Here is a 22,658-nt window from a genome sequence, read left to right as displayed (position 1 = left end):
GACGGGCCGCGCTGCGGCTTACGGCAGGGGTCTCGCGCGGGCGATGACCAGGGCGACGTCGTCGTGGTCGTCGGTGCGGCGCAGGGAGTCCAGGAGGCGGTCGCAGGTCTCCTCCAGCGGCCGCCCGGTGTCGGCGAGCAGGGTCAGCAGCAGGTCGAGGCGTTCGTCGATGGGCTGGTCGCGGGTCTCGACCAGGCCGTCGGTGTAGAGGACGAGCTGGTCGCCGGGGTCCAGGGCGATGGCGGTGGATTCGAAGGGGATGCCGCCCACGCCGAGCGGTGCTCCGGTGGGCAGGTCGAGCAGTCGGGGGCGCTGTCCGGCGCGGATGAGGACGGGCGGCAGATGGCCGGCGAGGGCGACCCGGCACTGGGCGGCGTGCGGGTCGAAGACGACGTAGACGCACGTGGCGATGGTCTCCTCCAGCGCGGCGGTCGTGTGGTCCAGCTGGTGGAGCACCTGGGGCGGGTCGAGCGCGAGTTCGGCGAGGGTGCGGGTCGCGGTGCGCAGTTGTCCCATGCTGGCGGCGGCGTTGATACCGCTGCCCATGACGTCTCCGACCACGAGGACGGTGGTGTCGTCCGGTCCGGCGATGGCGTCGAACCAGTCGCCCCCGATCTCACTGCTGGCCGCGGCGGGCCGGTACCGGTAGGCGACTTCCAGACCGGGGGTGGGCGGCGGGTTGTGCGGGAGGAGGTGGTGCTGAAGAGCGAGGGCGGTGTGGTGTGCGTTGCGGTACCAGCGGGCGTTGTCGATGCACACGGCGGCGCGGGCGGCGAGTTCCCCGGCCAGCACGATGTCGTCGTCGTTGAACGGCAGCGGGTTGCGGGTGCGTTTGAGGTCGAGGGCGCCGAGGACCTCGCCGCGGGCGATGAGCGGGACGGCCAGGTAGGAGCGCAGTCCGGCGCGGGTCAGCAGGTTGGCGGCGGTGCTGTCGCGGGCGATGCGCGAGATGTCCTGGGCGTGCACGTGGGCGACGAGGACGGGGTGGCCGGTGGTCACGGACTGGGTGACCAGCCGGTCCGCGGCGTAGCGGGCGATGTCCCCCGGCGGGTCGGCGGCGCGGACGGCGTCGCTGGGGTAGGCCGCCGCGAGGGCCAGTGCGCGGAACACGGCGGGCTCGTGGGCGGAGGACCTCAGGGTCGGCCTGCCTTCGAGGACGGAGTCGAGGATGTCGACGGCGGCGATGTCCGCGAGCTCGGGCACGACGACGTCGGCGAGCTCACGGGCGGTCTGGTCGAGGTCGAGGGTGGTGCCGATGCGGACGGTGGCGTCCGCGATGAGGGCGAGGCGGCGGCGGCTGCGGGCGATCTCGAGGGCCGCCTGGTGACTCTGGGTGACGTCCACCACGGAGGTGGCCAGGCCCAGGACCCGGCCGGTGGCGTCCTCCAGCCGGTAGTAGGACACCGACCAGGCGTGTTCGGTGCGCTCGCCGCCGTGGGCGCGGCCGGCCGTGAACTGTTCGAGCAGCGGGGTTCCGGTGGCCAGGACCTGGCGCATGGCCGACTCGGCGGCCTCCGCGTCGTCCAGGAAGGCCAGGGCCTCGCGGACGCCCCGGCCTATGTGCTGTTCGGCGGGCAGCCCGTTGATCCGCTCCAGCGTCGGGTTGACGAGCACGTACCGCAGCTCGGTGTCCAGGACGGCGAGCCCGATCGGGGACTGGGCCACCAGGCGCGCGGACAGCGCGAGGTCCCGCTCCAGCTGGCGCAGCCTCGTACGGTCGGTCGCGATGCCCAGGGCGTACATGTCGCCGTGCTCGTCGAGCAGCCGCATGTTGCGGAACTCCACCAGGCGCGTGGTGCCGTCCCTGCGCCGTACCGGGAAGGCGCCCGCCCAGTCGCCCGCGCCTCCCATGACGCGTGCGAACAGCTCCGTGACGAGGCCCACGTGCTCCTTTGCGGCGAGCAGCCGGGCGGCCGGCTGGCCCAGCGCCTCCGCGGCCGTCCAGCCGAACAGCTGCTCGGCCTGCGGGCTCCACAGGGCGACCCGCCCTTCGGAGTCGAGGACGACCGCCGCGACGTTCAGGACGTCGAGCAATCCGCTCGGCGGGGTGACCCCGGACATGCCGGGCCTGAGCCCACTGGTCTCCGACCCGTCGATCGCTCCCATCGGCGACGCTCCTTCCGGCATCGTCGGCCCGATGCCGCCCGCTCCCACCCGCCCTGGAGGCGGTCCGAGGCGCACGGCTACCTCTCATCGTGCCCCGGAACCTGCCCCGCAGCGTCCGGAGCAGCCGCGCAGGGGTCGCCCGGGCCCGCTCCGTCGTCACCACGTGCGGCCTGCGCCGCACCGGGCACGGAACGGCGGACACCGCAACCCCGCCGTTCGTCGGGGCCCCGGGCGGTCGTTCGGCCGGGGCGTGCGGGGCTCCGCGTTTCCTACGGTCGGACCCCATGGAATCGAACACCCGATACGGATGGGGCCCGCGGACCGCACTGGCCGCTGCGGCGGCCGGCACGGGCACCGCGGCCGTCGCCTGGGCGGCGCCCGGCGGTGCGCTGGGCACGAACGAGCCGGTGCACGTCACGGAGGGCGCCTCGGCCACGGCCTACCGCGTGCTCTCCCGGGGCGTGACGGACGACTGGCCGAGGTGGGCCGGGCAGGTGCTGGAGATCGCGAGTGAGGGAACCCTGCTGCTCCTGGGCCTGCTGCTGCTCTGGGCGGGCGGGAGCGCCCTGCGGCGCCGTGACCTGACGGGTCTGGCCGGCGTGGCCGTGGCGGCCGTCGGGACCGTGGTCTCCTACGGGCTCAGCAAGGCGCTGAAACTCCTGGTCGACGAGGAACGGCCGTGCCGGGCGGTGGCCGGGGCCCGGGCCGTTGCGGCGTGCCCCGCGGTGGGCGACTGGTCATTCCCGAGCAACCACGCCACGCTCGCCGTCGCGCTGGCGGTCGGTCTGACCCTCGTACGGCCCCGGCCCCGGCTCGCGGCCCTGGCCCTGCTGGTGGCCGCGGCCGCCGCCCTGCTGCGGGTGCTGGTCGGCGTGCACTATCCGCACGACGTCCTCGCGGGTGCGGCGCTGGGCGCGAGCACCGTGGTGAGTGTACGGCTCGTGCTCCTGCCCGCCGCCGCACGCGCGGCGTCAGCGCTCCTCGGGCGCCGTCCGGCTCCCGGGCTGCGCCGGGACCGCTCCGGCCTCGTGCGCGACCACCGCCGCCGCGGCCCGGTTGTCGACGCCGAGGCGGGCGAGGATCGAGCTGACGTGGCCCTTCACCGTCCCCTCGGCCAGCTGCAGCCGGCGCGCGATCTGCCCGTTCGAGAGCCCGCCGCCGAGGAGGCCGAGCACGTCCCGTTCCCGTCCGGTCAGCGCGTCGACCCGGGCGCGGGCCGCGGAGCGGCGGCCGGCCCGGGCGCCCGCCCCGTCGGCGGCGAGGTGGGCGACGACCCGGGCCGCGACCTTCGGTGACAGGTAGGCGGCTCCGTCGGCGACCGCCCGGACACCGGCCGCCAGTTCCTCCGGCTCGCCGGACTTGATCAGGAAGCCGGTGGCTCCCTCGCCGAGCGCGCGCAGAATGTACTCGTCCTCGCCGAAGGTCGTCAGCATCACGACTCCCGTCCCGGGTACGGTCCTCCGGATCTCGGCGGCCGCTTCGATACCGTCCGTGCCCGGCATCCGGATGTCCAGGACGGCCACGTCCGGGCGGTGGCTCTGCACGAGCCGCACCGCCTCGTGGCCGTCGGCGGCCTCGGCGACGACCGTGATGCCGGGATCGGTGGCGAGGACGGCGCGGACTCCCGCGCGGATCATCGGCTCGTCGTCGGCGATCAGGATTCGGATCATCTGACTTCCCTCCCGGTGAAGGTGTCGGTGGAGACCAGCCGGCCGGACCGGAAGCAGAGGCGGTAGATGTCCCCCGAGCGGTCGTCGAAGGGGTCGGCGGTCTGTACGTAGAACTCGCAGGCGCCATCGGGCGGTTCGGGTGTGGAGGCGGCCGGCCGGCGGTGGGTCTGCCGGTCCGGCAGGTACGGGGCCACCTCGGTGCGGGGCTGCCCGGGGCGCAGCCGGGCGTAGTCCTGCGGTGCGAGCACGGAATGCCGTGCGGCGGCGGTGTCCCATGCCCGTACCCCGAGGATGAGCAGGGACGCGGTGCACAACGGCACGAGCACGGCTGCGACGGCGGTCCGGCGCAGCCGGCGGCGGGCGCTCCGGTGCTCCGGCGGCATCGCGTCGGCCGGCCGGGCCGGGCCTGAGGGGCGCGGCGGGGCTGCGCCGGGCCGGTGCAGCAGCACGGCGCGGACGGCGAAGCCGTCGCCCTCGGGGCCTGCGGCGAGGGAGCCGCCGGCCAGCCGGACCCGTTCGTCCAGGCCGATGAGCCCGAGGCGGGATGCTCCGGAGGGCGGATCATCCTCCGGCCCGTTCGCCTCCGGGACCGCCGGCACCGGCACCGGGACACGGGCAGGGGGCAGCGGGACCCGGGCAGGGGACAGTGTGCGGACGGGCTCGTCCGTGACGGTGACCTCGGTCCGCTCCGGTGCGTGCCGGACGACGACGGTGGCCCGGTGCCCTGGCGCGTGCTTGGCCACGTTCGTCAGGGCCTCCTGAACAACACGGTGCACGGCGCCGTCGACGGCGCGTGGCGGCTCGGCGGCCGCCGGCTCGCCCATCACGCGCAGCCGGACGTCGAGCCCGGCCGAGGCCGCCCGGTCCACCAGGCCCGCGATCCCCGCGATCCCGGGGGCCGCGCCCGGCCCGGACGCGGGCGCGGGCCCCGGCGCCCTGTCCGACGGCTCGCGCAGGAGGCCGATCACCTCGCCGAGCCGGTCCACGGCGGCCCCCGCCCTGGTGCGGATGTCGTGGGCGGCGGCGCGGTGGGCCTCGGGGAGGCCGGGGGCCAGTTTCAGCGCCCCCGCGGACAGGGCGATGAGGCTGAGTTCGTGGCCGAGGAGGTCGTGCATGTCCTGCGCGATCCTGGTCCGTTCGCGCAGCCGGGCCTGTTCGGCGAGCAGCCGCTGTTCCCGCTCCAGCCGCGCGGCCTGCTCCCGTCCGGCGCGCACTAGCTCCCGGTACTGGCGCAGGAAGCGGCCCGCGAACCACGGGAGCATCGCGGCCACGAGCAGCGTCAGCACGAACCGGCTCGCCCACGGGAGCCACTGGGGCAGCAGGACAACGGCCGGCACGGCGGCCGCGATCACGACGCCCAGGGCCACGGCCGCGCTCCGGCCCCGCCCCGGCCGGCGGCCGGCGAGGAACGCGCAGACCGCCGCGGGTGTCCCCCACCACGCGCCGGTCACGCTCGCACCGACGGTACCGACCGCTCCGATGAACAGCCCCGCGGACACGACCGGTTCCGGTATCCGGGCCTTGATGATCACTGATCTCACCTACCCGACCCTACGGAACCTCCCGGCCCCGGGTCGGCCGCCGGGGTCGCCCGCCGGGGTCGAACGCCGGGGCGAAGGCGTTGACCCGCAGGCCCCGGCGGGCCCGGTGGGGTGGCTCGGGCGTACCGGCGGCGGGGGTTCGACCGCGTACGCTCGGCGGATGGCGAAATACTTCGACGTTCATCCTGAGAATCCCCAGCGGCGCACCATCGACAACGTGGTCGACATGATCCGCTCCGGGAAGCTCGTCGCATACCCGACGGACTCCTGCTTCGCGCTGGGCTGCCAGCTGGGCAACCGTGACGGCATCAGCCGGATCCGGTCGATCCGGCGCCTGGACGACCGGCACCACTTCACTCTGGTGTGCCAGAACTTCGCGCAGCTGGGTCAGTTCGTCCAGATCGACAACGACGTGTTCCGGGCCATCAAGGCGGCGACCCCCGGCAGTTACACCTTCATCCTCCCCGCGACGTCGGAGGTGCCGCGCCAGCTGCTGCACCCGAAGAAGAAGACGGTCGGTGTCCGGATTCCCGACCATGTCGTCACCCAGGCCCTGCTCGCGGAGCTCGGCGAACCGCTGCTCTCCAGCACCCTGCTGCTGCCCGACGAGGCCGAGCCGATGACTCAGGGCTGGGAGATCAAGGAGCGGCTCGACCACGAGGTGGACGCCGTGCTGGACTCGGGTGACTGCGGCACCGAGCCGACCACCGTCATCGACTTCTCCGGCGGCGATGTCGAGATCGTGCGCCGCGGGGCCGGTGACACCTCTCGGTTCGAGTAGTCACGTCGCGGCCGGTCACCACGGGGGCCGGTCACGGCGCGGCCGACGGCTTCACGTCCGGGTAGCGGCCCAGGTACCGGTACGCGCCGGATTCGACCTGGTAGAGGTAGGCGTTGCCCTCTCTCTTCAGCACATGGGTGTTGGTGTCGAAGGACAGCGGCTTGGCCAGGCCCTGGTGCGCCGTCCGGAAGATCCGGCGGGTCAGGCCCGCCCGGCCCCGCCCGTCCTCCCCGAGGCCGGTCAGGGCATCGGCCACCAGGCCCACGGCGTCGTACGCCTCGGTGGCCCAGCGGGCGGGCGGCTGCCCGTACGCGGCGCGGTGGGCGGCGACGAACCCGGCGGCGGCGGGAACGGCCTGCGGGTCGGTGAACAGGGCGCTGAACAGCCAGCCCTCGGCGGCCTGACCGGCGGTCGTGAGGAAGGCCGGTTCCATGGCGTGGTGGATCCCCATCCGCCGGCCCTGGAATCCGCCCTCGGTCAGGGCGCGGGCCATCCGGCCCGCGCGCTGCGGTGAGGTGCCCGCGTAGACGACGGCCTCGGCCCCGGCCTCGGTCAGCGCGCGTACGGCGCCGGCGAAGTCGGAACTGCCCGCCGGGATCCGGTGGACGCTGACCGTGCCCTTCGACGGCGGGGACTGCTGCAGGGTCCGGACGAGCGGATGGGCGGGCTCGCCGCCCTCGACGTCCTCCACCAGGCCCGTGCGGCGGACGGGACGGACGCGGGTGAAGTAGTCGATCACCGGGAGGGCCAGCTGGTCGCCGGCCGGGCGGGTGGCGACCATCGTGCGCCAGTCCGGCAGGGAGGTGGCGGTCTCCGCACTGTCCGCGGACACGAGCAGCAGGGCGAGATCGGCCGTGTTGCAGGCGGTGGCCAGCTCGGGCACTGCCGCGTCCCAGGTGGGGCCGACGAGTGCGACCACCGCGGGGTCGGCGGCCAGCTCCTTGACCACCTGCGCGGCGCGCGTGGCGTCCCCGCCGTCGTCGGCGACGCGCAGGGCCAGCCGGAACGCGGCGTCCGGCCGGGCGTTGTGCCGCTCCACCGCCAGCTTCATCCCGCGCTCGTGCGCCAGTCCGCTCTCCTTGCCGGGACCGGTCAGGTCGGCCTGCAGCCCGAGGGTGAGGGTGGCGAGGTCGCGGGCCGGGGGCCCGGTCGTGCCGCGCGCCCGCCCGCGGGTGGTGAACCAGACGACCGGCCCGCCGACGACGGCCAGGCCCGCGCCGGCCGCGAGCAGCCGCCGGCGCGTGAGGCCCCGTACGGTCACCTCCGGCGCGTCGATCCGGGTCGGCTCCGGGGCGGGCAGGTCCAGGGCTCTGGTGGAGCGTTCGGCGATGAGGCGGGGCAGCGGGGCCGGCAGCCAGTCCTCGGCGTCCGCGCCGCCGGGGAGGCCGTCGCCGAGTACGGCGCGCAGCTCTCCCGGGGTCGGCCGGGCACCCGGGTCCTTCGCCAGGCAGGCCAGCACCGTGTCCAGCAACTCATGCGGGAGCTGGGAGAGTTCGGGCTCGTCGTGGACCGTGCGGTAGACCACGGCGGCCGCGTGCCCACCGCCGAAGGGTCCGTGGCCGCTCGCCGCGTACGCCAGCACGCAGCCGAGCGAGAAGACGTCGCTCGGTGCGCCCGCCGCGACCCCGTCCGCCCGGGCCTGTTCCGGAGCCAGGTAGCCCGGGGTGCCGAGGACGGCGTCCGCGGCGGTCAGCGTGACCGCGCCTTCGGCCCGGGCGATCCCGAAGTCGATCAGGCGGGGCCCGTCCGGGGCGAGCAGGATGTTGCCCGGTTTGACGTCGCGGTGGACCAGCCCGGCGGCGTGCACCTGCGCCAGCGCCTCGGCGAGCCGCGCGCCCAGGATCCGTACCGCCCGTGCGGGCAGCGGACCGTACCCTCCCACCGCCTCGGCCAGGGACGGCCCGGGGACGAAGGGGGTGGCCAGCCAGGGCTCGCGCGCCTGCGGGTCGGCGGCCACGACCGGGACCACCCAGCGCCCGGTCAGCTGCCCGGCCGCCTCCACCTCGCGCCGGAAGCGCGCGCGGAAGTCCGGGTTCGCGGCGTGGTCGGCGCGGATGACCTTGACCGCGACCAGGTTGCCGGTGGCGGAGCGGGCCAGGTACACGGTGCCCATGCCGCCCGAACCGAGGCGCCCGAGCAGCCGGTTGCCGCCGATCACGGCCGGATCGGCCGGGGTGAGCGGGCGCATCCGGGGGCTACCCCGCCACGGGCTGGTTGGCCGGGCCGATGTATCGCATCAGGCCGCCCTCCACCTTGTGCACGAAGTAGACGTTGCCCTTGACCTGACGGCGGTCGTCGAAGGCGTACTCCTTGGTCAGGCCGCGGAAGGTGCCCTGGGTGAGTGCGGTCAGCAGGCCGTCGCGGGACGGGCGCGCTCCGCCCGCCGCGGTGGTGACCAGCCGGTCGATGACCAGGCGGGTGGCGTCGAAGGCCTCCGCGGTCCAGATGCCGGGGGCGGAGCCGTAGGCCGCCCGGTGCGCCCGGGTCATCTCCGCGACCTCGGGGGCCTCCGGGCCCGTGTACGGAGTGAAGAACTGCCAGCCCTCGGCCGTCGCGCCGGCCGCGGCGAGGAACTCGGGGCCGGCGATGGTGTAGTCCGCCGCCCGGGGTCCCTTGAAACCGGCGGCGGCCAGCAACCCTGCGACCTTGGCCCCGCCGGCCGGGGTGCCGGTGTAGAAGAGGCCGTCGACCCCGTGCGCGAGCATGTCGGTGACCACCGGTGCCAGGTCCTGCACTCCGCGCGGGACGACCCGCCCGTAGTAGGTGGCCTCGGGCGCGAAATAGGTAATGGTGCGGGCCACCAGCTGGGCGGCCTGCCAGGTGTCCGTGTCGCCGCCGCGGTCGCTGAGGATGCCCAGCCTGCGGACGCCCTGCCTTCCGGCGAGCTGCAGGTTGACCATGGCGGCCTGGGCCGAGGACATCGGGCAGCTCTGGAAGAAGCTGCGCCGGTTGGTGATGCTGAAGGTGGTCGCGAGGGCGGAGACGGTCACCAGGGGTACGGAGGCCTCGCCGTACAGTTCGAGGCAGGGGATCACGGACTCGTTGCCGGTGGGGCCGATCACCGCGAACAGGTCGCGGTCGGCGATGAGTTTGGTGGCGGCGGCCGCCGATCGGTCGGCCCTGCCGGCGTCGTCGGCAGTGGCGACCGAGAGCGTGAAGGGTTTGTCCTTGCGGGCGTTGAAGGCGTCGACGGCGAGGCGCACGCCGCGTTCCTGGGCCTGCCCGGCCGCCTTCTGCGGGCCGGAGAGGTCGGCCTGCACACCGATGACCCACTGCCGCGGGGCGTCGGCGGCCCGGCCCCCGGGCTTGTCCCGGTCGCGCAGCGCCAGCCAGCCGGCGAGGCCGCCTCCGGCCGCGAGCACGGCGCCGCCGGACGCGAGGGCGAGGAACCGCCTGCGGGAGGGCGCCGTGGTACCGGGCGCCGGGGCGGCGTCCGGGTCGGCGACGGTCTCGTCGATGCCCGGGAGGGCGAGCAGCGCGGCGGCCCGCTCGGCGATGGTGGCGACGACCGGGTCGGGCAGCCAGTCGGTGCCCTCCCCCGGGGTGTCCTCGGTCAGTGCCGCGTCCACCTCGGCCGCGGTGGGGCGGGTGTCGGGATGTTTGTCGACGCAGGTCCGCAGCAGTGCGGCGAGTTCGGGGTCGGCGAGGATCTGCGGGCCCAGGTCCGGCTCGTCGTGGACCGTTCGGTACAGCACCGCGTCCACGGTGCCGGATCCGAAGGGCAGCCGGCCGGTGGCGGCGTACGCGAGGAGGCAGCCGAGCGAGAAGACGTCGCCGGCCGGTTCGGCGGGGCGGCCCTCGGCCTGCTCGGGCGGGAGGAAGCCGGGGGTGCCGAGCACGGCGCCTGCGGAGGTCAGGGCGGTGTGCTCGCCGCCGCGGGCGATCCCGAAGTCGATGAGCCGGGGCCGGTCCATGCCGAGCAGGACGTTCGCGGGTTTGACGTCGCGGTGTACGAGGCCCTGCTCGTGCATCACCCCGAGGGCCTTGGCCATGGCCTTGCCGAGGATCCGTACGGCGCGCAGCGGGAGCGGGCCGTGGGCGGCGACGGCCTCGGCGAGCGAGGGTCCGGCGACGAAGGAGGTGGCGAGCCACGGTTCGGGCGCGTCCGGGTCGGCGCCGGTGATCCGCACGGCCCACGGGCTGTCCACCTCGGCCGCGATCTCGGCCTCGCGGCGGAAGCGGGCCCGGAAGTCGCTCTCTTCGGCGTACTCCGCGCGGATCACCTTGACGGCGGCGAGCGCGCCGTCCTCGGTGCGGCCCAGGTAGACGACACCCATGCCGCCCGCGCCGAGGCGTCCGAGGAGCCGGTGCCCGCCGATCCGGGAGGGGTCCGAGGGATGGAGCGGTTCCATCAGCCCGCCGCCTTTCCGAGCTCCTGCTTGGCCTGCAGCATCAGCCGGCTGGTGCCCTGGACCACGAAGGCGCTCACGTCCTCGTCGGTGTAGCCCGCCGCGCCCCTGGCGGCGATGGCCACGGTGACGGGCCCGAACTGGGCCTGTGACCAGGTGTAGTAATAGGGCCCGCCGTCCTGCGCGCTGACGTACGTGCCGGATTCGGTGAAGGCGTCCTCGGTCCAGCCGTTCATCTGCTCGCCGAGGTAGAGGACGCCGCCCCACAGCTTCTTGAGGTCCTCGCCCTCACGCAGCTTCTGGTCCGGGCACCGCAGCACCTCTTCCATGGCGCGGGCGGTCTCCCAGCCGGATTCCTCGCGGTTGTGGTGGACGGTGACCGTGGCGTTGAACCGCACCCGGCCCCGGCCGTCCTTGGCCGGAATGTGGAAGGAGCGAGTCCTCGTGGCGAGTACGTCGGCCGGCAGGCCCGCGATCTGCCAGACGCAGCCCTCGTCGAGCACGGGCCAGCGGCCGGGATCGCTCTCGAACGGGGTGCTGCGCACGACCTCGGGTCCGAGGGCCTGCTCGGCGATCATGATGCGGCCGAGCAGGTCGCGCGCCTCGGCGGCCGTCTTCGGCTGCTTGGACTCGTCGAGCTCGGGCACCAGCGGGGCCGCTGGACTTCCCGTCGGAGCCGGGGTGCCCGCACCGGAGCCTCCGGTGCCCGAGGGCGTGCCCGACATGGCGGGGGTGCGGCTCGCCGCACCGCCCTTCGGCGTCCCGTCGTCCGCGCAACCGGCGATGAGGAACAAACCCGCCACCGCGCAGCCGCAGGCGCGCAGGACGGTGCTCCCTCTGTTGTGTCCTACAAGTCCCCCCACGGCACGGATGCTACCGCGCCGTGGTCGCGCGCAACCGGCATACGGAAAAGGTGCGTTGGCGCCCTCGAAGCGAGCGCCGACGCACCGGCCTACTGCAGGCGGTCCAGCGTCCAGGCGGATTCGTGGCGGGTGAAGCCGACGTGCGGGTAGTAGTCGACGGCGGCCGGTGCGGCGAGCAGGACCAGCTTGGCCTCGGGCGCCGCTTCCCGCGTGACGCGGATGAGGTCGCGGCCCACGCCCTTCCCCTGGTACGCGACGTCGACGGCGAGATCTCCGACGTAGGTGGAGTAGGCGCCGTCGGTGATGGAACGGGCGATGCCGATGAGGCGGTCGTCCTCGGTCCGGGCGACGACGACGAGATTGGCTCCGGCCAGCATCCGGGCGAACCGTTCCCCATCGGCGACGGGGCGGCGCTCGGCGAGGGTGGACGCACGGTAGACGCCGATGACCTCCTCGACGTCCAGGTCGGCGCCGATGACTCGTTCACACTTCCACATACTGGTGCAACTCCTCGCTCAGTTCTTCGAGTCGGAATCCCGGACCTGGGCGGTCCCCACGGGGAACACCTTCACGCGTAATAGTCCCAGCCGTCTATTGATTATTACATTACAGAGAAGGCGAAAGACAAACCGGTCCACCGGTATGTAGCGCATCGCAGCCGGGCATGCTGCAGGGGCGTCCATTCATGGGGAAGGAGCACTCGTGCTCACTCAGGTTCTCGCTCGGCTCCGACGGCTCACCGGACGTTCCACCGGCACACACGACGACGACGCCCCGACCGCGGTCCGGGCCCCGGTCTTCACCGCGGACTTCAGGTCCGCCACCCAGTGGGTCGCCGGCCGGTCCTGGGCGTATCCGAACGGCGGCCCCACCAACCCCGGTGACAACAAGCTCGACCACCTGGTCGCGGACTCCTCCTACAGCCGCACCGGCACGTTCCGGGCCACCCGCCGCCCGGACGGCAAGTGGAACGCCGGACTGCTCACCACCGAGGGCAGTGACGAGGGCTTCATGGTGCGGGTCGGCGACATCCTGGAGTCCCGGGTGCGCCTGCCCCGCGAGATCGGGGCCTGGCCCGCGATCTGGACCTGGCGCGACGGCGGCAACGAGATCGACATCTTCGAGTACCACCCCGACAACCCCGACCTGCTCGAACTCTCCAACCACGTCAAGGGCGGCTCCCGCTACCACCGGGACGCCTCCATCACCCCCGGCGGCTGGGTGGACCTGAAGGTCGAATTCGGGAGCCGTTCCGTCGTGTGGTGGGTCAACGGCACCCGCGTCTTCGCCGACCGCCGGGGGGTCGGGCGCACCTGGCGGGCGTACCTCATCGTCAACCTGTCGGTGTGTGCCGGCCGCTACCACCCGGCGCCCGAGCAGGGTGTGTCGGAGATGTCCTACGACGTGGCGTACCTACGCGTCCACCGACCCTAGGGAGGCGCAGGCCTGGTGGCCCCAGCGGCTGCCGTTCTTGGCGATCATGTCCCCGGCGGCGTAGGGCTTCCCGCAGGGGCAGCTGCCGGGGAACTTCGCCTTGATGGCCCGGGATCCGCCGGCCGTGGTGCCCGCGGACGCACGCTTCTTCGGCGCGGCGGACTTGCGGCGCGCGGGCGAGGCCGAGGCCGGAGCCGGTACCGGCATGTCCGGGTTCCCGAGCGCCGTACCGGCGGCCGCCTGCGCCACGGCCGCGTCGCTGGCGGCCTGGTCGGCGATCGCGTTCAGGTGGTCGCCGTCCTCGCGGTGGGCCGGGACGTACTGGAAGGTCACGTCGCGACCGGCCAGCAGCCGGTCGATGGCCTCGACCAGTTCCCGGTTGGCGACCGGCTGGCCGGAGGCGGTCTTCCACCCGTTGCGCTTCCAGCCCGGCAACCACTGGGTCACGGCCTTCATCGCGTACTGGGAATCCATCCGCACCTCGACCGGCGTGCCCGGGTCCACCGCCTCCAGCAGCCGCTGGAGCGCGGTCAGTTCCCCGATGTTGTTGGTGGACCGCCCCAGCGGACCGGCCTCCCAACGCTCCGGACGTCCCTGGGAGTCGGCGATGACCCAGCCCCAGCCGGCCGGCCCGGGGTTTCCCTTGGCCGCTCCGTCACAGGCGGCAATGATGCGATCAGACATCCCCCGATCATGCCTCATCCTCCGGGGTCCGCCGATCGCTCAGCCCTGCAGCACGTCCTTGGCCGTCAGGAGGGAGCCCCTGTAGCAGAGCCTGTACACGTCGACCTGTTCCAGCAGGTTGCCGTTCGAGCGGTAGTACTCGCACACGGTGTCGGGGGGGGTGCGGGCCGCGCCCGAACGGCGTCCGGGACGTACCGGAACTGCCGCTCCGGGAGGCGGGGCGCCACCTCGGAACGGTCCTGGCCGGGGCGCAGCGCGGCGAAGTCCACGGGCCCCAGGACGCAGCTGGTCAGCTGGTGGGCCAGGTACGCGCCGCAGGCGAGCGCCGGCAGCGCGAAGGCGACCGGGGCGGCGAAGGCAGCGAAGGCGGCGAAGGCGGCGACGAAGCGCAGCCGGGCACTGCGCCGGGCGGCGACGAGCCGACGGGCCGATTCCGAACCGGTCTCCTCCCGGGGCCCCTCGGCGGTGCGCGGGCGCTCCGGGCCCACCTGGTCGGGCAGGGTGGCGCGGACCTCGAAGCCGCCTTCGCGGGGTGCGGCGTGCAGTGTTCCGCCGATGAGCCGGACGCGTTCGCGCAGACCGGTCAGCCCGCGATGGCCCGAGGTGCGGCCGGCGGCCCGGCCGGGGGCGACGGGCGCAGCGGTGGGCGTCGGGGCCGAGTTGGTCACCCGTATGTCGGTCCGGTCGTCCTGGTGGGTGATGCGTACGCGGACGGTGCTGCCGGGTGCGTGCTTGATGGCGTTGGTCAACGACTCCTGGACGACGCGGTACGCGCTGCGGTCGACCAGGGGCGGGAGGGCCCGGGAACTTCCTTCCCGCCCGAGGTGCCCCGTGACCCCGGACTCCCGTGTCCGGGCGACGAGTTCTTCCACCGTTTCCACGGGCGAGGCGGTCGGCGCCTCGCCCTCGGAGCCGTCGCGCAGGACGCCGATGGTGTCGCGCAGGTGTCCGACGGCGTCGGAGACGGCCGCGCGCAGAACGGCCAGGTCCTCCCGATCCTGGCCCGTCAGGGTGGGCGAGAGTTCCAGGGCGCCGGCGCGCAGGGCGATGAGGCTCAGTTCATGGCCGAGGAAGTCGTGCATGTCGGCGGCGATCCGGGTGCGCTCCCGCAGCCGGGCCTGCTCGGCGGCCGGGCTGTCCAATGCCGAGATCGCCGCTCGGCTGGGGCTGGTCGAGGGCACGGTGAAGGCACACGTCAGCGCGATCCTGGGGAAGCTCGGCGTACGCAACCGGGTGGAGGCCGCGATCGCCGCGCACGAGGCGGGGCTGGCCGGGCGGGCCGCGGAAAGCGGCCGCTGAGCCGGACCGTTCAGCCGGGCCGTTCAGCCGGGCCGTTCAGCGCGGTTGTTCAGCAGGGCTGTCCAGCGGGCCCGTGGGCTCGCGGGTCAGGAACCGGGCCCCTCGGCGGCGAGCAGTTGGCACTTCTCGAAGTTCATGCACCCGCAGGCCAGGCAGTCGGCGACGGCGTCGCGCAGGATCTGCGTCTGCGCGATGAACCGGTCCAGTTCGGGAAGCTTGTTCTCGGCGAGGGCGCGCCACTGCCGGGTGGCGCCGCGCTCCGCGTCGCCGTCGAGCAGATCGCGGATCTCGGCGAGGGTGAATCCGGCCCGCTGGGCCATCTTGATCAGCGCGATCCGCCGTACGGTGCCGACCGGGTACACGCGCCGGCCGGCGGCCCGTTCGGCGGCCGGCAGCAGGCCGACACTCTCGTAGTAGCGCAGGGCGGAGGGTCTCATCCCGACCTGCCGGGCGAGCTCACCGATACCGAGCTGTCGCACGCGTCACTCCCCCTTGACCTCAAGTGCGCTTGAACCACGAGTCTGACCCGGTGACTGCCGCACGGACAACTCGCCTCCTCCCCCCGGCCTATCGGCCGCTCTTCGCGCACGCCGACTTCCGGCGGCTGCTGCCCGCACTGGCGGCCTCCGATCTCGGTGACGGGATGAGCGTGGTCGCGGTCGCGTGGCTCGCCATCGAGATCGCGCCGCCGGGGCAGTCCGGGATGCTCCTGGGAGCCGCGCTCGCCGCGTACGCGCTCCCGGGAGCCGCCGGGGCCCTGCTCTTCGGCCGGTGGCTGCGCCGGCTTCCGGCCGGCCGCCTGCTGGTGGCCGACAGCCGGATCCGCGCGGTCCTCCTCGGCTGCATACCGCTGGCCTGGGTCACCGGGGTGCTGCACCCGGTGCTGTACGTGACTCTGCTCGCGGGCTCGTCCGTACTGCACGCCTGGGGGAACGCGGGGAAGTACTCGCTGCTCGCCGGGATCCTTCCCCCCGACCAGCGGCTGGCCGCCAACGCGCTGGTCAGTTCCAGCGTCTCGGCGTCCATCGTCATCGGACCCGCCCTCGCCGGGTTCCTGGCGGCGGTGATCAGTCCCGCCTGGCTCATCGGCCTCGACGCACTGTCGTTCGCCGTGCTCGCCGTCCAGGTCGGGCGGCTGAGGGGCGCGCCCGCGAAGAAGGAGGAGCCGCAGGAGGGGGTCGCGGCGGACGGGGCCGACCGGTCGGCGGCCGGGCTTCGGCTGTTGCGCAAGCAGCCCGAGCTCCTCGGTGTCCTCGCCCTGACCTGGTTCTTCAACTTCCTCTACGGCCCGGCGGAGGTCGCGCTCCCGTTGCACGTCACCGACGACCTGCACGCGGGGGCGGGCCTGCTCGGACTGTACTGGGCGCTGTTCGGGGCGGGCGCGGTGCTGGGCGGGCTGGCCGCGGGGGCCCTGCGGCGCTTCCCGCTGTGGCCGGTCACCCTGGGGATCGTCGCGGGCTGGGGGCTGGCGCTCGTACCCTTCGGCCTCGGCGCGTCCGCACCCGTCACCCTGGCCTGCTTCACCTTCGGCGGCCTGATCTACGGACCGTTCACGGCGCTGTCCTACACCCTCTTCCAGGAACGCACGCCGGCCGCCTGGCTGACCACGGTCCTCGCCGCGCGCAGCGCCGCGCTCCTCACCGCCGGGCCGGTGGGTACCGCGCTCGGCGGTCCGCTGATCGCGCTCCTCGGGCCCCGGCAGGTGCTGGCCGCGTCGGGGGGCGCGACCGTCGTACTCGCCGTGGTGGGGGCCGCGTTCCGGGCCTGGGGGCAGCGGCGCGTCAGGGTCCCTTCGTCCGGTTGACACTGCCGTGCACGCCACCTCGCCCCGCTCTGCTGCCCGGAAACGGATCAGGGCCGTGCGGCATGGCCGCACGGCCCTGATCTTTTCCGCAGCCCGTTCAGCGAAGGGGTGGGGAAACGGTTCTCCGGAGCCCGGCGGTCAGGCCGGGCCGGCTTCCGGCAATCAGGCGGGGGTGATGTTCTCCGCCTGCGGGCCCTTCTGGCCCTGCGTGATGTCGAAGGTCACGGCCTGACCCTCCTGGAGCTCACGGTAGCCAGAGGCGTTGATCGCCGAGTAGTGGGCGAAGACGTCCGGGCCGCCGCCGTCCTGGGCGATGAAGCCGAAGCCCTTCTCCGAGTTGAACCACTTCACAGTTCCCGTAGCCATGTTCATGCCTTCCCGTTGACGTACGTCTTCCACACGGCGTGGAAGACGGAGGTGATCGCCCTGGTCCTACGGCACAACACAGCAAAACTGCCCACACCGAACGGCACGGGCAAGGCACTTGGAACCACGACAGCTACCCGTGAAGGTACACGCCTGCACGCACTGTCACCAGGGGGAATGATCTCGCCTTGGCGGCGTGATTCAGCCCTTTCGGCCACACTCCGGGCGCGGCCGCGGGTAAATGCGTCGAGAGGCGCCCCGGGGATGCCGTAGTGTGAGGTCTACCGACGCGGGGTGGAGCAGCTCGGTAGCTCGCTGGGCTCATAACCCAGAGGTCGCAGGTTCAAATCCTGTCCCCGCTACTGCTCGGAAGGGCCCGGATCCTCATGGATCCGGGCCCTTCTGCTGTGCCGGGCCCGAGGCCGCCCCGATCCAGGTCCCCTCTCCCCCTCCCCTCCGCCCTCCCCTCCGCCCTCCCTCCGTCGTCCGGGGCTCGAGCCGGGGCCGGTCCCGGGCCCCGCCTCCGCATCACCCGGCGGCCCGTGGCGCCGTCGCCCGTCCCGGCCCTGGTCACCGCGACGATGGGTACCCCGTCGACCGTGTGACGGCACTCACACAGCGATCTGTCGTCCGGTGTCGACCGGATGCGATGCGGGGGGCGTATGCCCCGTGAGAGGGACACATGGATTCGGGAGCGATTTTTTGACCATCGAGGAGTTCGAGGAGTTCTACGCGCAAGCGGCAGGACGGCTCACAGGACAGCTCTACGTGATGCTCGGCGACCACCACGAGGCACAGGACGTGGTGCAGGAGGCGTTCGTCAGGGGGTGGGGCCGCCGGCGCCAGCTGGACCGTGACGGCCGGCCCGAGGCATGGATCCGCACTGTCGCGTGGCGGCTCGCCGTCAGCCGCTGGCGCGGGCGGCGGCGCACCGCCGACGCCTGGCAGCGCACCGCCCCCGCCGGCCACGTGGAGGGTCCGGGGCCGGAGGCGGTGGCGCTCGTGGAGGCGCTGCGGCAACTGCCCCTGAAGCAGCGCCGGACCATGGCGCTGCACTACCTGTGTGATCTGACCGTCGAGCAGATCGCCTCCGAGACCTCGCTGTCCGCGAGCACGGTCAAGACCCACCTGACCCGGGGTCGCGCCACGCTCTCCCGCCATCTGCAGGACCCGCGCATTGAGGAGGCTCCCGATGCCTGACTCCCACGACCCGTTGCGGTCCCTGTTCCGGGAGGCGGCCTCCGCCGGACAGGCCGCCACCACGCCCTCACCCGTCGCCGTCATCGAGCGGCGCGGCGAACGGCACCGCCGGCGCCGGATCGCCGGCATCGCCGCCGCCTGCCTGCTCGTCCTCGCCGGCTCCGGTGCGGCCCTGTCCGCGTTCCTCCCGGCGGACCCGGGCCCGACCCTCCCCGCGACCACCCCCTCTCCCGCGGCCCCGTCCCCGACCTCCGCGCCGCCGCCCAGCAGCACCACGACGCCCGTCAACTCCATGGCGCCGCCCAGCAACACCGCGACGCCCGGCAGCTCAATGTCGCCGCCGCCCGGCACGACGCCGCCGCGCAGCACCACGGCGCCGCCACTCGGCGCCACCGGGACCTCGTATCCGACTACGTCCACGTCCCCGACTCCCCCGCGGTCGCCCCGGTAGTCCGGGCAGCCCCCACCGCAACTCCCCCCTCTCCCCGCGCAACTCGCCCGCGGACACCGGCCCGAACCAGGGCCGGTGACTCCGCACGCCCTCAGACGGCCAGGAGATACCGATATGCCCGTTTCCGCCCCGCGTCGGCCCACCGAACTCCCCGGCTCCACCGGCGCCCGGCCCCCCGTGCGCGACTCCGGCCCGGCAGGCCGGCGTCCCGGCCGCGCCGCACGCATCGGCCGCGCCCGCCCGGCGTTCCTGCGGCTCGGCCCGGGCGAGCGCGAAGTGCTGTGGCTCTACCTGCTGACCCGCGTCGGCATCTGGGCCACCGCGGGCGCCGTCGGATGGCTGTTCCCCCAGAACGGCGAGACCCGACGGCCGGCCTCACTGCTCTCGCCCTGGCAGCAGTGGGACTGGTGGCACTACCTCCACATAGCCCAGGACGGGTACTTCCCCGCCCAGGCCGGGCCCTGGACGGCCGGCTGGGACAACCGGGAGGCCTTTCTGCCGGGCTTCCCCCTCGCCCTGCGCGCCGTTCACACCGTGGTCCCCGACTGGGCCGCGGCCGGAGCGCTGATCTCGTTCGTCGCGGGAGGCGTCGCCGTCCTGGCTCTCGCCCGCATCGCCCGCCATCAGCTCGCCGACCTCGAAACGGGCCGCCGCGCGGTGGCGTTCCTGCTGCTCTCACCGTGCGCCGTGTTCCTCGCGGCGGGCTACACCGAGGCGCTCTTCCTCGCTCTGGCCCTGCCCGCCTGGCTGGCGGCGCAGCGCCAGAACTGGCCGGCGGCCGCGGTCCTGGCCTGCCTGGCCTGCTCGGTCCGCATCACGGGCCTGTTCCTCGCGGCCGCCCTCGCCCTCCACTTCGTCCTCACGGTGCGCGGCCTGCGCGCCTGGCGCTCGGCCCCGTGGCTGTTGCTGCCCGCGCTCGCACCCGTCCTCTACAGCTGGTTCCTGCAGACGCGGACCGGGGACTGGATGGCCTGGAAGCACGCCCAGGAGCGGGGCTGGTACCGGGACTTCCACGCGCCGTGGGAGGCGTGGGCCAACACCTGGGAGGCCGCCTTCGGGCACACTCAGGCCACCGGTTACGCGTTCATGTGGCAGGCCGAGCTCCTGGCCATGGTCGTCGGCGTCGTGCTCCTGGTGGTGCTGCTCCGGGCCCGCCGCCGGCCCGAGGCCCTGTACATCGCCCTCACCCTGTGGGCCCTGGGCACCTCCTACTGGTACACCTCCGTCCCCCGCTCGACCCTGTTGTGGTGGCCGCTGTGGATCGGCCTGGCGGCCTGGAGCCTGCGGCGCCCCCGGATCCAGGCCGCCTACTTCTACGTCGTCGGCCCGCTCTCCACCGTGGTCGCCATCACCTTCCTCACGGGCCGCTGGGCCGGCTGAGCCGCTCCGGGCCGTCGCCCACGCTGCGCCGACTGGCCCAACCCGCAGGGTGGGCGTTCCATCGAAGGGTGGGCCCCGTACGAGGGGCCCTTCGCGGCAGGAGATCGCCATGGCCGGAGTCGTGACCGCGCACCCGGGCCGCGCCCGGACGGCGCTGTTGTGCGCCACCTCGCTGCTCGCCACGGTCCTGCCGGCCGGTGGCGCCTGGGCGGCGACCGGCGCCGGGTCCGCGCCCGCGTCCTGCGTGGCGTCCCCCGCGCCCTCGGGCGGCGAAGCGAAGCAGATCATGGACATCGCCAGGGCGGCGCAGAAGGAACTCGACCTCAACTCGGTCGTGCTGCGGGTCACACGCGACGGGAAGGAGGTCGTCACGGGTGCACTCGGCGAGTCGATGACCGGTGTCCCGGCCACGGCGGACATGCACTTCCGGGCCGGCTCGGTGGCCATCGTCTACATGGGCATCGCCATGCTGCAACTCGTCGAGGAGGGCAAGGCGGGCCTCGACGACCCGATCTCGCGCTGGCTTCCCGACGCACCGCACGCCGACGAGATCACGCTGCGCATGCTCGGCGCCTCCACCTCGGGCCTGCACGACTACGTACCGGACCCGAAGTTCATCGCGGCCCTGTACGCCGACCCGTTCCGCCAGTGGACGCCCGACGAACTGGTGGGCATCTCCGCCGCCCACCCCCTCTGGTACGAGCCGGGGACGAGCTGGAGCTACTCCCACGCGAACTTCGTGCTCCTCGGACAGGCCCTGGAGAAGATCTCCGGCAAGCCGCTGGCCGAGGTGATGAAGCAGCAGATCACGGGGCCCGCCGGGCTGGACAACACGGTCAACAGCTTCACTCCCCAGATCGAGGAGCCCGTCCTGCACTCCTTCGACGCGGAGCGCGGCAAGTACGAGGAGTCCACCTTCTGGAATCCCTCCTGGACCACCGCCCCCGGCGCGGTCCTGACCACCCACATCTGCGACCTGGCCCGCTCGGCCGAGGCCGTGGGCACCGGTGAGCTCCTGTCTCCGCAGAGTTTCAAGACCCAGCTCGACCCGGGCACCGTGGGCCTCGGCGGCAACATACCCGGCTGCCCGCCCAGGAGCTGCTTCCGGCAGCTTCCGGCCCTGCACTTCGGCTACGGCGTGATCGTCCAGAACGGCTGGATCCAGTCGAACCCCTCGTTCGCGGGGTACGCGGCCATCCAGGCCTACCTCCCGGGCGAGAAGCTGGCCATCGCGGTCTCCACCACCGTCGGACCCAAGGCCCCCCAGGACAACACGGCACAGACCATCGCCGGGCGCATCGCCGAAGCCCTGGCGCCCGGGAACTCTCTGACGGGGAAGAACTGACGGCCCTTCCCGTCACCCTGGCCGCGGTCACCGGGCGGGGAGGGCGCGCCCGGTGACCGCGGAGGGCCCCCTGTGCACAGGGGGTGTTCCGCGCCGGCAGGACGCCTGCGCCGAACGGGCCCCCGCCCGGTCACCGGGCGCGCCATACTCGGACCATGGCCGACACCACCACCGTCGAGGTCGACACCGATGTGCACGACCGTCTCGCCGTGCTCGCCGCGGAGCGCGGGCTGAGCCTGCGCGCGTACCTCGCCGAGCTCGCCTCCGCGCAGGAGAACGAGGCCGCGCGCACCCGTGCCGCACGTGCTTTCGAGCGGGCTCTGGAGCGGCCCGGCTTCCGCGAGGGGTTCGCGCGCGACTTCGGCCGCCCGGGGTCCCGGGACTGATCGCGCGGGCAAGGGCGCCCCTCCCCGCCCTGCCGGCGCCGCCCCGCCCTGCCACGCGCCGCCTCGCCAGGGGACGCCGCCCGTGGGACCGCCGACGGGCCGGGTCCCCGAAACGTACCTATGCTCGGAGAGGGGGCGGCCCCGAGTCCTGGAGGACGGCTGTCATGACCGAGGCGAGCGACGCGGCCCAGGCGGACCGCACCCTGAAGGCCAAGCACCGTGCGATGTGGGCACTGGGCGACTACACGTCGGTCGCCACCCACGTCGTTTCGGAGCTCGGGACCGTGCTCGTGGAGGAGTGCGGTGTCCGACGCGGCGACCGGGTGCTCGACATCGCGGCCGGCTCGGGGAACGCCGCCATTCCGGCCGCCCTGGCCGGTGCCGACGTGGTGGCGTCCGACATCACCCCCGAGCTGCTGGAGGTCGGCCGGCACCTGGCCGCCGTACGCGGGGTTCAGCTGGAGTGGCGGGAGGCCGACGCCGAGCACCTGCCCTTCGCGGACGGCGAGTTCGACATCGTGATGTCCTGCGTCGGCATCATGTTCGCCCCGCACCACCGGCCCGCCGCCGAGGAGATGCTCCGCGTCTGCCGTCCGGGCGGCACCGTCGGGCTGATCAACTGGACCCCGCAGGGGTTCGTGGGCCGGATGTTCGCCACGATGAAGCCCTACGCTCCCCCGCCTCCGCCCGGCGCCCAGCCGCCCCCGCTGTGGGGGGACGAGGAGCACGTGCACGAGCTGCTCGGTGACGCGGTCACCGACGTGGACTCACGGCGCCGGACGATTCGCGTCGACCGGTTCACCGGGCCCTCGGACTTCCGCGAGTTCTTCAAGGCCTGCTACGGGCCCACGATCGCCGTCTACCGCGCCGTCGCCGGCGATCCGGACAAGGTCGCCGAGCTGGACGCGGCGCTCGACGCCCTCGCCGCCGAGCACACCGTCGACGGGGTCATGGAGTGGGAGTACCTCCTGCTGACGGCTCACCGCCGGAACTGACGCC

The 22,658-nt window shown here is 73.7% G+C and carries 20 protein-coding genes, 1 tRNA gene and 2 pseudogenes; 12 read left to right on the top strand and 11 right to left on the bottom strand.

What is annotated here, in order from left to right; all coding sequences use genetic code 11:
• Positions 1-18: 18 nt before the first annotated feature.
• Positions 19-2,106 (bottom strand): SpoIIE family protein phosphatase, encoded by a 2,088-nt coding sequence (locus tag OG753_RS38755; protein WP_405792237.1) that lies wholly within the window; start codon positions 2,104-2,106, stop codon positions 19-21.
• Positions 2,107-2,390: 284 nt separating this feature from the next.
• Here OG753_RS38755 and OG753_RS38750 point away from each other — a divergent pair.
• A pseudogene (locus OG753_RS38750) lies at positions 2,391-2,981 on the top strand (phosphatase PAP2 family protein); the annotation flags it as partial.
• Positions 2,982-3,077: 96 nt separating this feature from the next.
• Here OG753_RS38750 and OG753_RS38745 read toward each other — a convergent pair.
• Both OG753_RS38745 and OG753_RS38740 read right to left on the bottom strand, forming a co-directional pair.
• Complete coding sequence (locus tag OG753_RS38745) at positions 3,078-3,776, bottom strand: response regulator transcription factor (protein WP_327266449.1); 699 nt, start codon at positions 3,774-3,776, stop codon at positions 3,078-3,080.
• On the bottom strand, positions 3,773-5,317 hold the full coding sequence (locus OG753_RS38740; protein WP_405792235.1) for a sensor histidine kinase: 1,545 nt from the start codon (positions 5,315-5,317) through the stop codon (positions 3,773-3,775). Before OG753_RS38740 ends, OG753_RS38745 begins: the two co-directional genes overlap by 4 nt.
• Positions 5,318-5,477: 160 nt before the next feature.
• Between OG753_RS38740 and OG753_RS38735 the strand changes: the two genes are divergently transcribed.
• Positions 5,478-6,098 carry an L-threonylcarbamoyladenylate synthase gene (locus OG753_RS38735; RefSeq protein WP_327266447.1) on the top strand — a complete coding sequence of 207 codons (621 nt, stop codon included), beginning with the start codon at positions 5,478-5,480 and terminating at the stop codon, positions 6,096-6,098.
• 31 nt (positions 6,099-6,129) lie between these two features.
• On the opposite strand, the gene OG753_RS38730 is transcribed toward OG753_RS38735, so the two are convergent.
• The 4 genes from OG753_RS38730 to OG753_RS38715 form a co-directional block, all read right to left on the bottom strand.
• Positions 6,130-8,286, bottom strand: coding sequence for a bifunctional serine/threonine-protein kinase/ABC transporter substrate-binding protein (locus OG753_RS38730; RefSeq protein ID WP_405792232.1), 2,157 nt, complete (start codon positions 8,284-8,286; stop codon positions 6,130-6,132).
• Positions 8,287-8,293: 7 nt separating this feature from the next.
• A complete protein-coding gene (locus tag OG753_RS38725) occupies positions 8,294-10,450 on the bottom strand; it encodes a bifunctional serine/threonine-protein kinase/ABC transporter substrate-binding protein (RefSeq protein WP_327266445.1) in 2,157 nt (718 codons plus the stop codon).
• Positions 10,450-11,310: a hypothetical protein gene (locus tag OG753_RS38720; protein ID WP_327266444.1), complete on the bottom strand. Its 861-nt coding sequence runs from the start codon at positions 11,308-11,310 to the stop codon at positions 10,450-10,452. The genes OG753_RS38725 and OG753_RS38720 overlap by 1 nt, the downstream gene beginning before the upstream one ends.
• Positions 11,311-11,399: 89 nt before the next feature.
• Positions 11,400-11,807: a GNAT family N-acetyltransferase gene (locus OG753_RS38715; protein WP_327266443.1), complete on the bottom strand. Its 408-nt coding sequence runs from the start codon at positions 11,805-11,807 to the stop codon at positions 11,400-11,402.
• Between the two features lie 205 nt (positions 11,808-12,012).
• On the opposite strand from OG753_RS38715, the gene OG753_RS38710 reads away from it, so the two are divergent.
• Positions 12,013-12,744, top strand: a complete 732-nt coding sequence (locus OG753_RS38710; protein WP_327266442.1) for a beta-glucanase — start codon at positions 12,013-12,015, stop codon at positions 12,742-12,744.
• Here the strand turns inward: OG753_RS38710 and OG753_RS38705 are convergent.
• Positions 12,724-13,428: a ribonuclease H gene (locus tag OG753_RS38705; RefSeq protein ID WP_327266441.1), complete on the bottom strand. Its 705-nt coding sequence runs from the start codon at positions 13,426-13,428 to the stop codon at positions 12,724-12,726. The genes OG753_RS38710 and OG753_RS38705 overlap by 21 nt on opposite strands.
• Positions 13,429-13,493: 65 nt before the next feature.
• The gene (locus OG753_RS38700) at positions 13,494-14,510 is read right to left on the bottom strand and encodes a sensor histidine kinase (protein ID WP_405792229.1); all 1,017 of its coding nucleotides are present in this window, start codon (positions 14,508-14,510) and stop codon (positions 13,494-13,496) included.
• Between the two features lie 46 nt (positions 14,511-14,556).
• Here OG753_RS38700 and OG753_RS38695 point away from each other — a divergent pair.
• Positions 14,557-14,727: pseudogene (locus tag OG753_RS38695) on the top strand (response regulator transcription factor); the annotation flags it as partial.
• 86 nt (positions 14,728-14,813) lie between these two features.
• On the opposite strand, the gene OG753_RS38690 reads toward OG753_RS38695, so the two are convergent.
• Positions 14,814-15,206, bottom strand: a complete 393-nt coding sequence (locus tag OG753_RS38690) for a MerR family transcriptional regulator (protein WP_405792227.1) — start codon at positions 15,204-15,206, stop codon at positions 14,814-14,816.
• Between the two features lie 50 nt (positions 15,207-15,256).
• Here OG753_RS38690 and OG753_RS38685 point away from each other — a divergent pair, with 50 nt between their 5' ends.
• Positions 15,257-16,531, top strand: a complete 1,275-nt coding sequence (locus OG753_RS38685) for an MFS transporter (protein WP_405792225.1) — start codon at positions 15,257-15,259, stop codon at positions 16,529-16,531.
• A 162-nt stretch (positions 16,532-16,693) separates the two neighbouring features.
• Here the strand turns inward: OG753_RS38685 and OG753_RS38680 are convergent, their stop codons facing one another.
• A complete protein-coding gene (locus tag OG753_RS38680) occupies positions 16,694-16,897 on the bottom strand; it encodes a cold-shock protein (RefSeq protein WP_030384970.1) in 204 nt (67 codons plus the stop codon).
• Positions 16,898-17,185: 288 nt separating this feature from the next.
• Here OG753_RS38680 and OG753_RS38675 point away from each other — a divergent pair.
• The 7 genes from OG753_RS38675 to OG753_RS38645 all read left to right on the top strand — a co-directional run bounded on the left by OG753_RS38675 (position 17,186) and on the right by OG753_RS38645 (position 22,654).
• Positions 17,186-17,259: transfer RNA gene (locus OG753_RS38675), tRNA-Met, on the top strand.
• Positions 17,260-17,599: 340 nt separating this feature from the next.
• Positions 17,600-18,097, top strand: coding sequence for a SigE family RNA polymerase sigma factor (locus OG753_RS38670; RefSeq protein WP_327266437.1), 498 nt, complete (start codon positions 17,600-17,602; stop codon positions 18,095-18,097).
• Entirely contained in the window at positions 18,090-18,548 is a 459-nt protein-coding gene (locus OG753_RS38665) for a hypothetical protein (protein ID WP_405792222.1), read from the top strand. The genes OG753_RS38670 and OG753_RS38665 overlap by 8 nt, the downstream gene beginning before the upstream one ends.
• A gap of 114 nt (positions 18,549-18,662) precedes the next feature.
• Positions 18,663-19,928 carry a mannosyltransferase family protein gene (locus OG753_RS38660; RefSeq protein ID WP_405792220.1) on the top strand — a complete coding sequence of 422 codons (1,266 nt, stop codon included), beginning with the start codon at positions 18,663-18,665 and terminating at the stop codon, positions 19,926-19,928.
• A gap of 109 nt (positions 19,929-20,037) precedes the next feature.
• Positions 20,038-21,273, top strand: coding sequence for a serine hydrolase domain-containing protein (locus OG753_RS38655; RefSeq protein WP_405792218.1), 1,236 nt, complete (start codon positions 20,038-20,040; stop codon positions 21,271-21,273).
• A gap of 155 nt (positions 21,274-21,428) precedes the next feature.
• Entirely contained in the window at positions 21,429-21,659 is a 231-nt protein-coding gene (locus OG753_RS38650; RefSeq protein ID WP_327266433.1) for an antitoxin MazE7, read from the top strand.
• Positions 21,660-21,823: 164 nt separating this feature from the next.
• Positions 21,824-22,654 carry a class I SAM-dependent methyltransferase gene (locus OG753_RS38645; protein WP_405792216.1) on the top strand — a complete coding sequence of 277 codons (831 nt, stop codon included), beginning with the start codon at positions 21,824-21,826 and terminating at the stop codon, positions 22,652-22,654.
• Positions 22,655-22,658 lie beyond the last annotated feature (4 nt).

This window comes from Streptomyces sp. NBC_00029 (genome assembly GCF_045160505.1).
Classification (GTDB): Bacteria; Actinomycetota; Actinomycetes; order Streptomycetales; family Streptomycetaceae; genus Streptomyces.
The sequence above is the reverse complement of the archived record's forward strand: the minus strand, read 5'-3'. Positions and strand labels throughout refer to the sequence as shown.

Coding starts and splice junctions, on each gene's coding strand:
- OG753_RS38755 (WP_405792237.1), bottom strand. CDS start 2,106: ATGGGAGCGATCGACGGGTCGGAGACCAGTGGGCTCAGGCCCGGCATG.
- OG753_RS38745 (WP_327266449.1), bottom strand. CDS start 3,776: ATGATCCGAATCCTGATCGCCGACGACGAGCCGATGATCCGCGCGGGA.
- OG753_RS38735 (WP_327266447.1), top strand. CDS start 5,478: ATGGCGAAATACTTCGACGTTCATCCTGAGAATCCCCAGCGGCGCACC.
- OG753_RS38730 (WP_405792232.1), bottom strand. CDS start 8,286: ATGCGCCCGCTCACCCCGGCCGATCCGGCCGTGATCGGCGGCAACCGG.
- OG753_RS38725 (WP_327266445.1), bottom strand. CDS start 10,450: ATGGAACCGCTCCATCCCTCGGACCCCTCCCGGATCGGCGGGCACCGG.
- OG753_RS38715 (WP_327266443.1), bottom strand. CDS start 11,807: ATGTGGAAGTGTGAACGAGTCATCGGCGCCGACCTGGACGTCGAGGAG.
- OG753_RS38705 (WP_327266441.1), bottom strand. CDS start 13,428: ATGTCTGATCGCATCATTGCCGCCTGTGACGGAGCGGCCAAGGGAAAC.
- OG753_RS38700 (WP_405792229.1), bottom strand. CDS start 14,510: ATGCACGACTTCCTCGGCCATGAACTGAGCCTCATCGCCCTGCGCGCC.
- OG753_RS38680 (WP_030384970.1), bottom strand. CDS start 16,897: ATGGCTACGGGAACTGTGAAGTGGTTCAACTCGGAGAAGGGCTTCGGC.
- OG753_RS38665 (WP_405792222.1), top strand. CDS start 18,090: ATGCCTGACTCCCACGACCCGTTGCGGTCCCTGTTCCGGGAGGCGGCC.
- OG753_RS38660 (WP_405792220.1), top strand. CDS start 18,663: ATGCCCGTTTCCGCCCCGCGTCGGCCCACCGAACTCCCCGGCTCCACC.
- OG753_RS38655 (WP_405792218.1), top strand. CDS start 20,038: ATGGCCGGAGTCGTGACCGCGCACCCGGGCCGCGCCCGGACGGCGCTG.
- OG753_RS38650 (WP_327266433.1), top strand. CDS start 21,429: ATGGCCGACACCACCACCGTCGAGGTCGACACCGATGTGCACGACCGT.
- OG753_RS38645 (WP_405792216.1), top strand. CDS start 21,824: ATGACCGAGGCGAGCGACGCGGCCCAGGCGGACCGCACCCTGAAGGCC.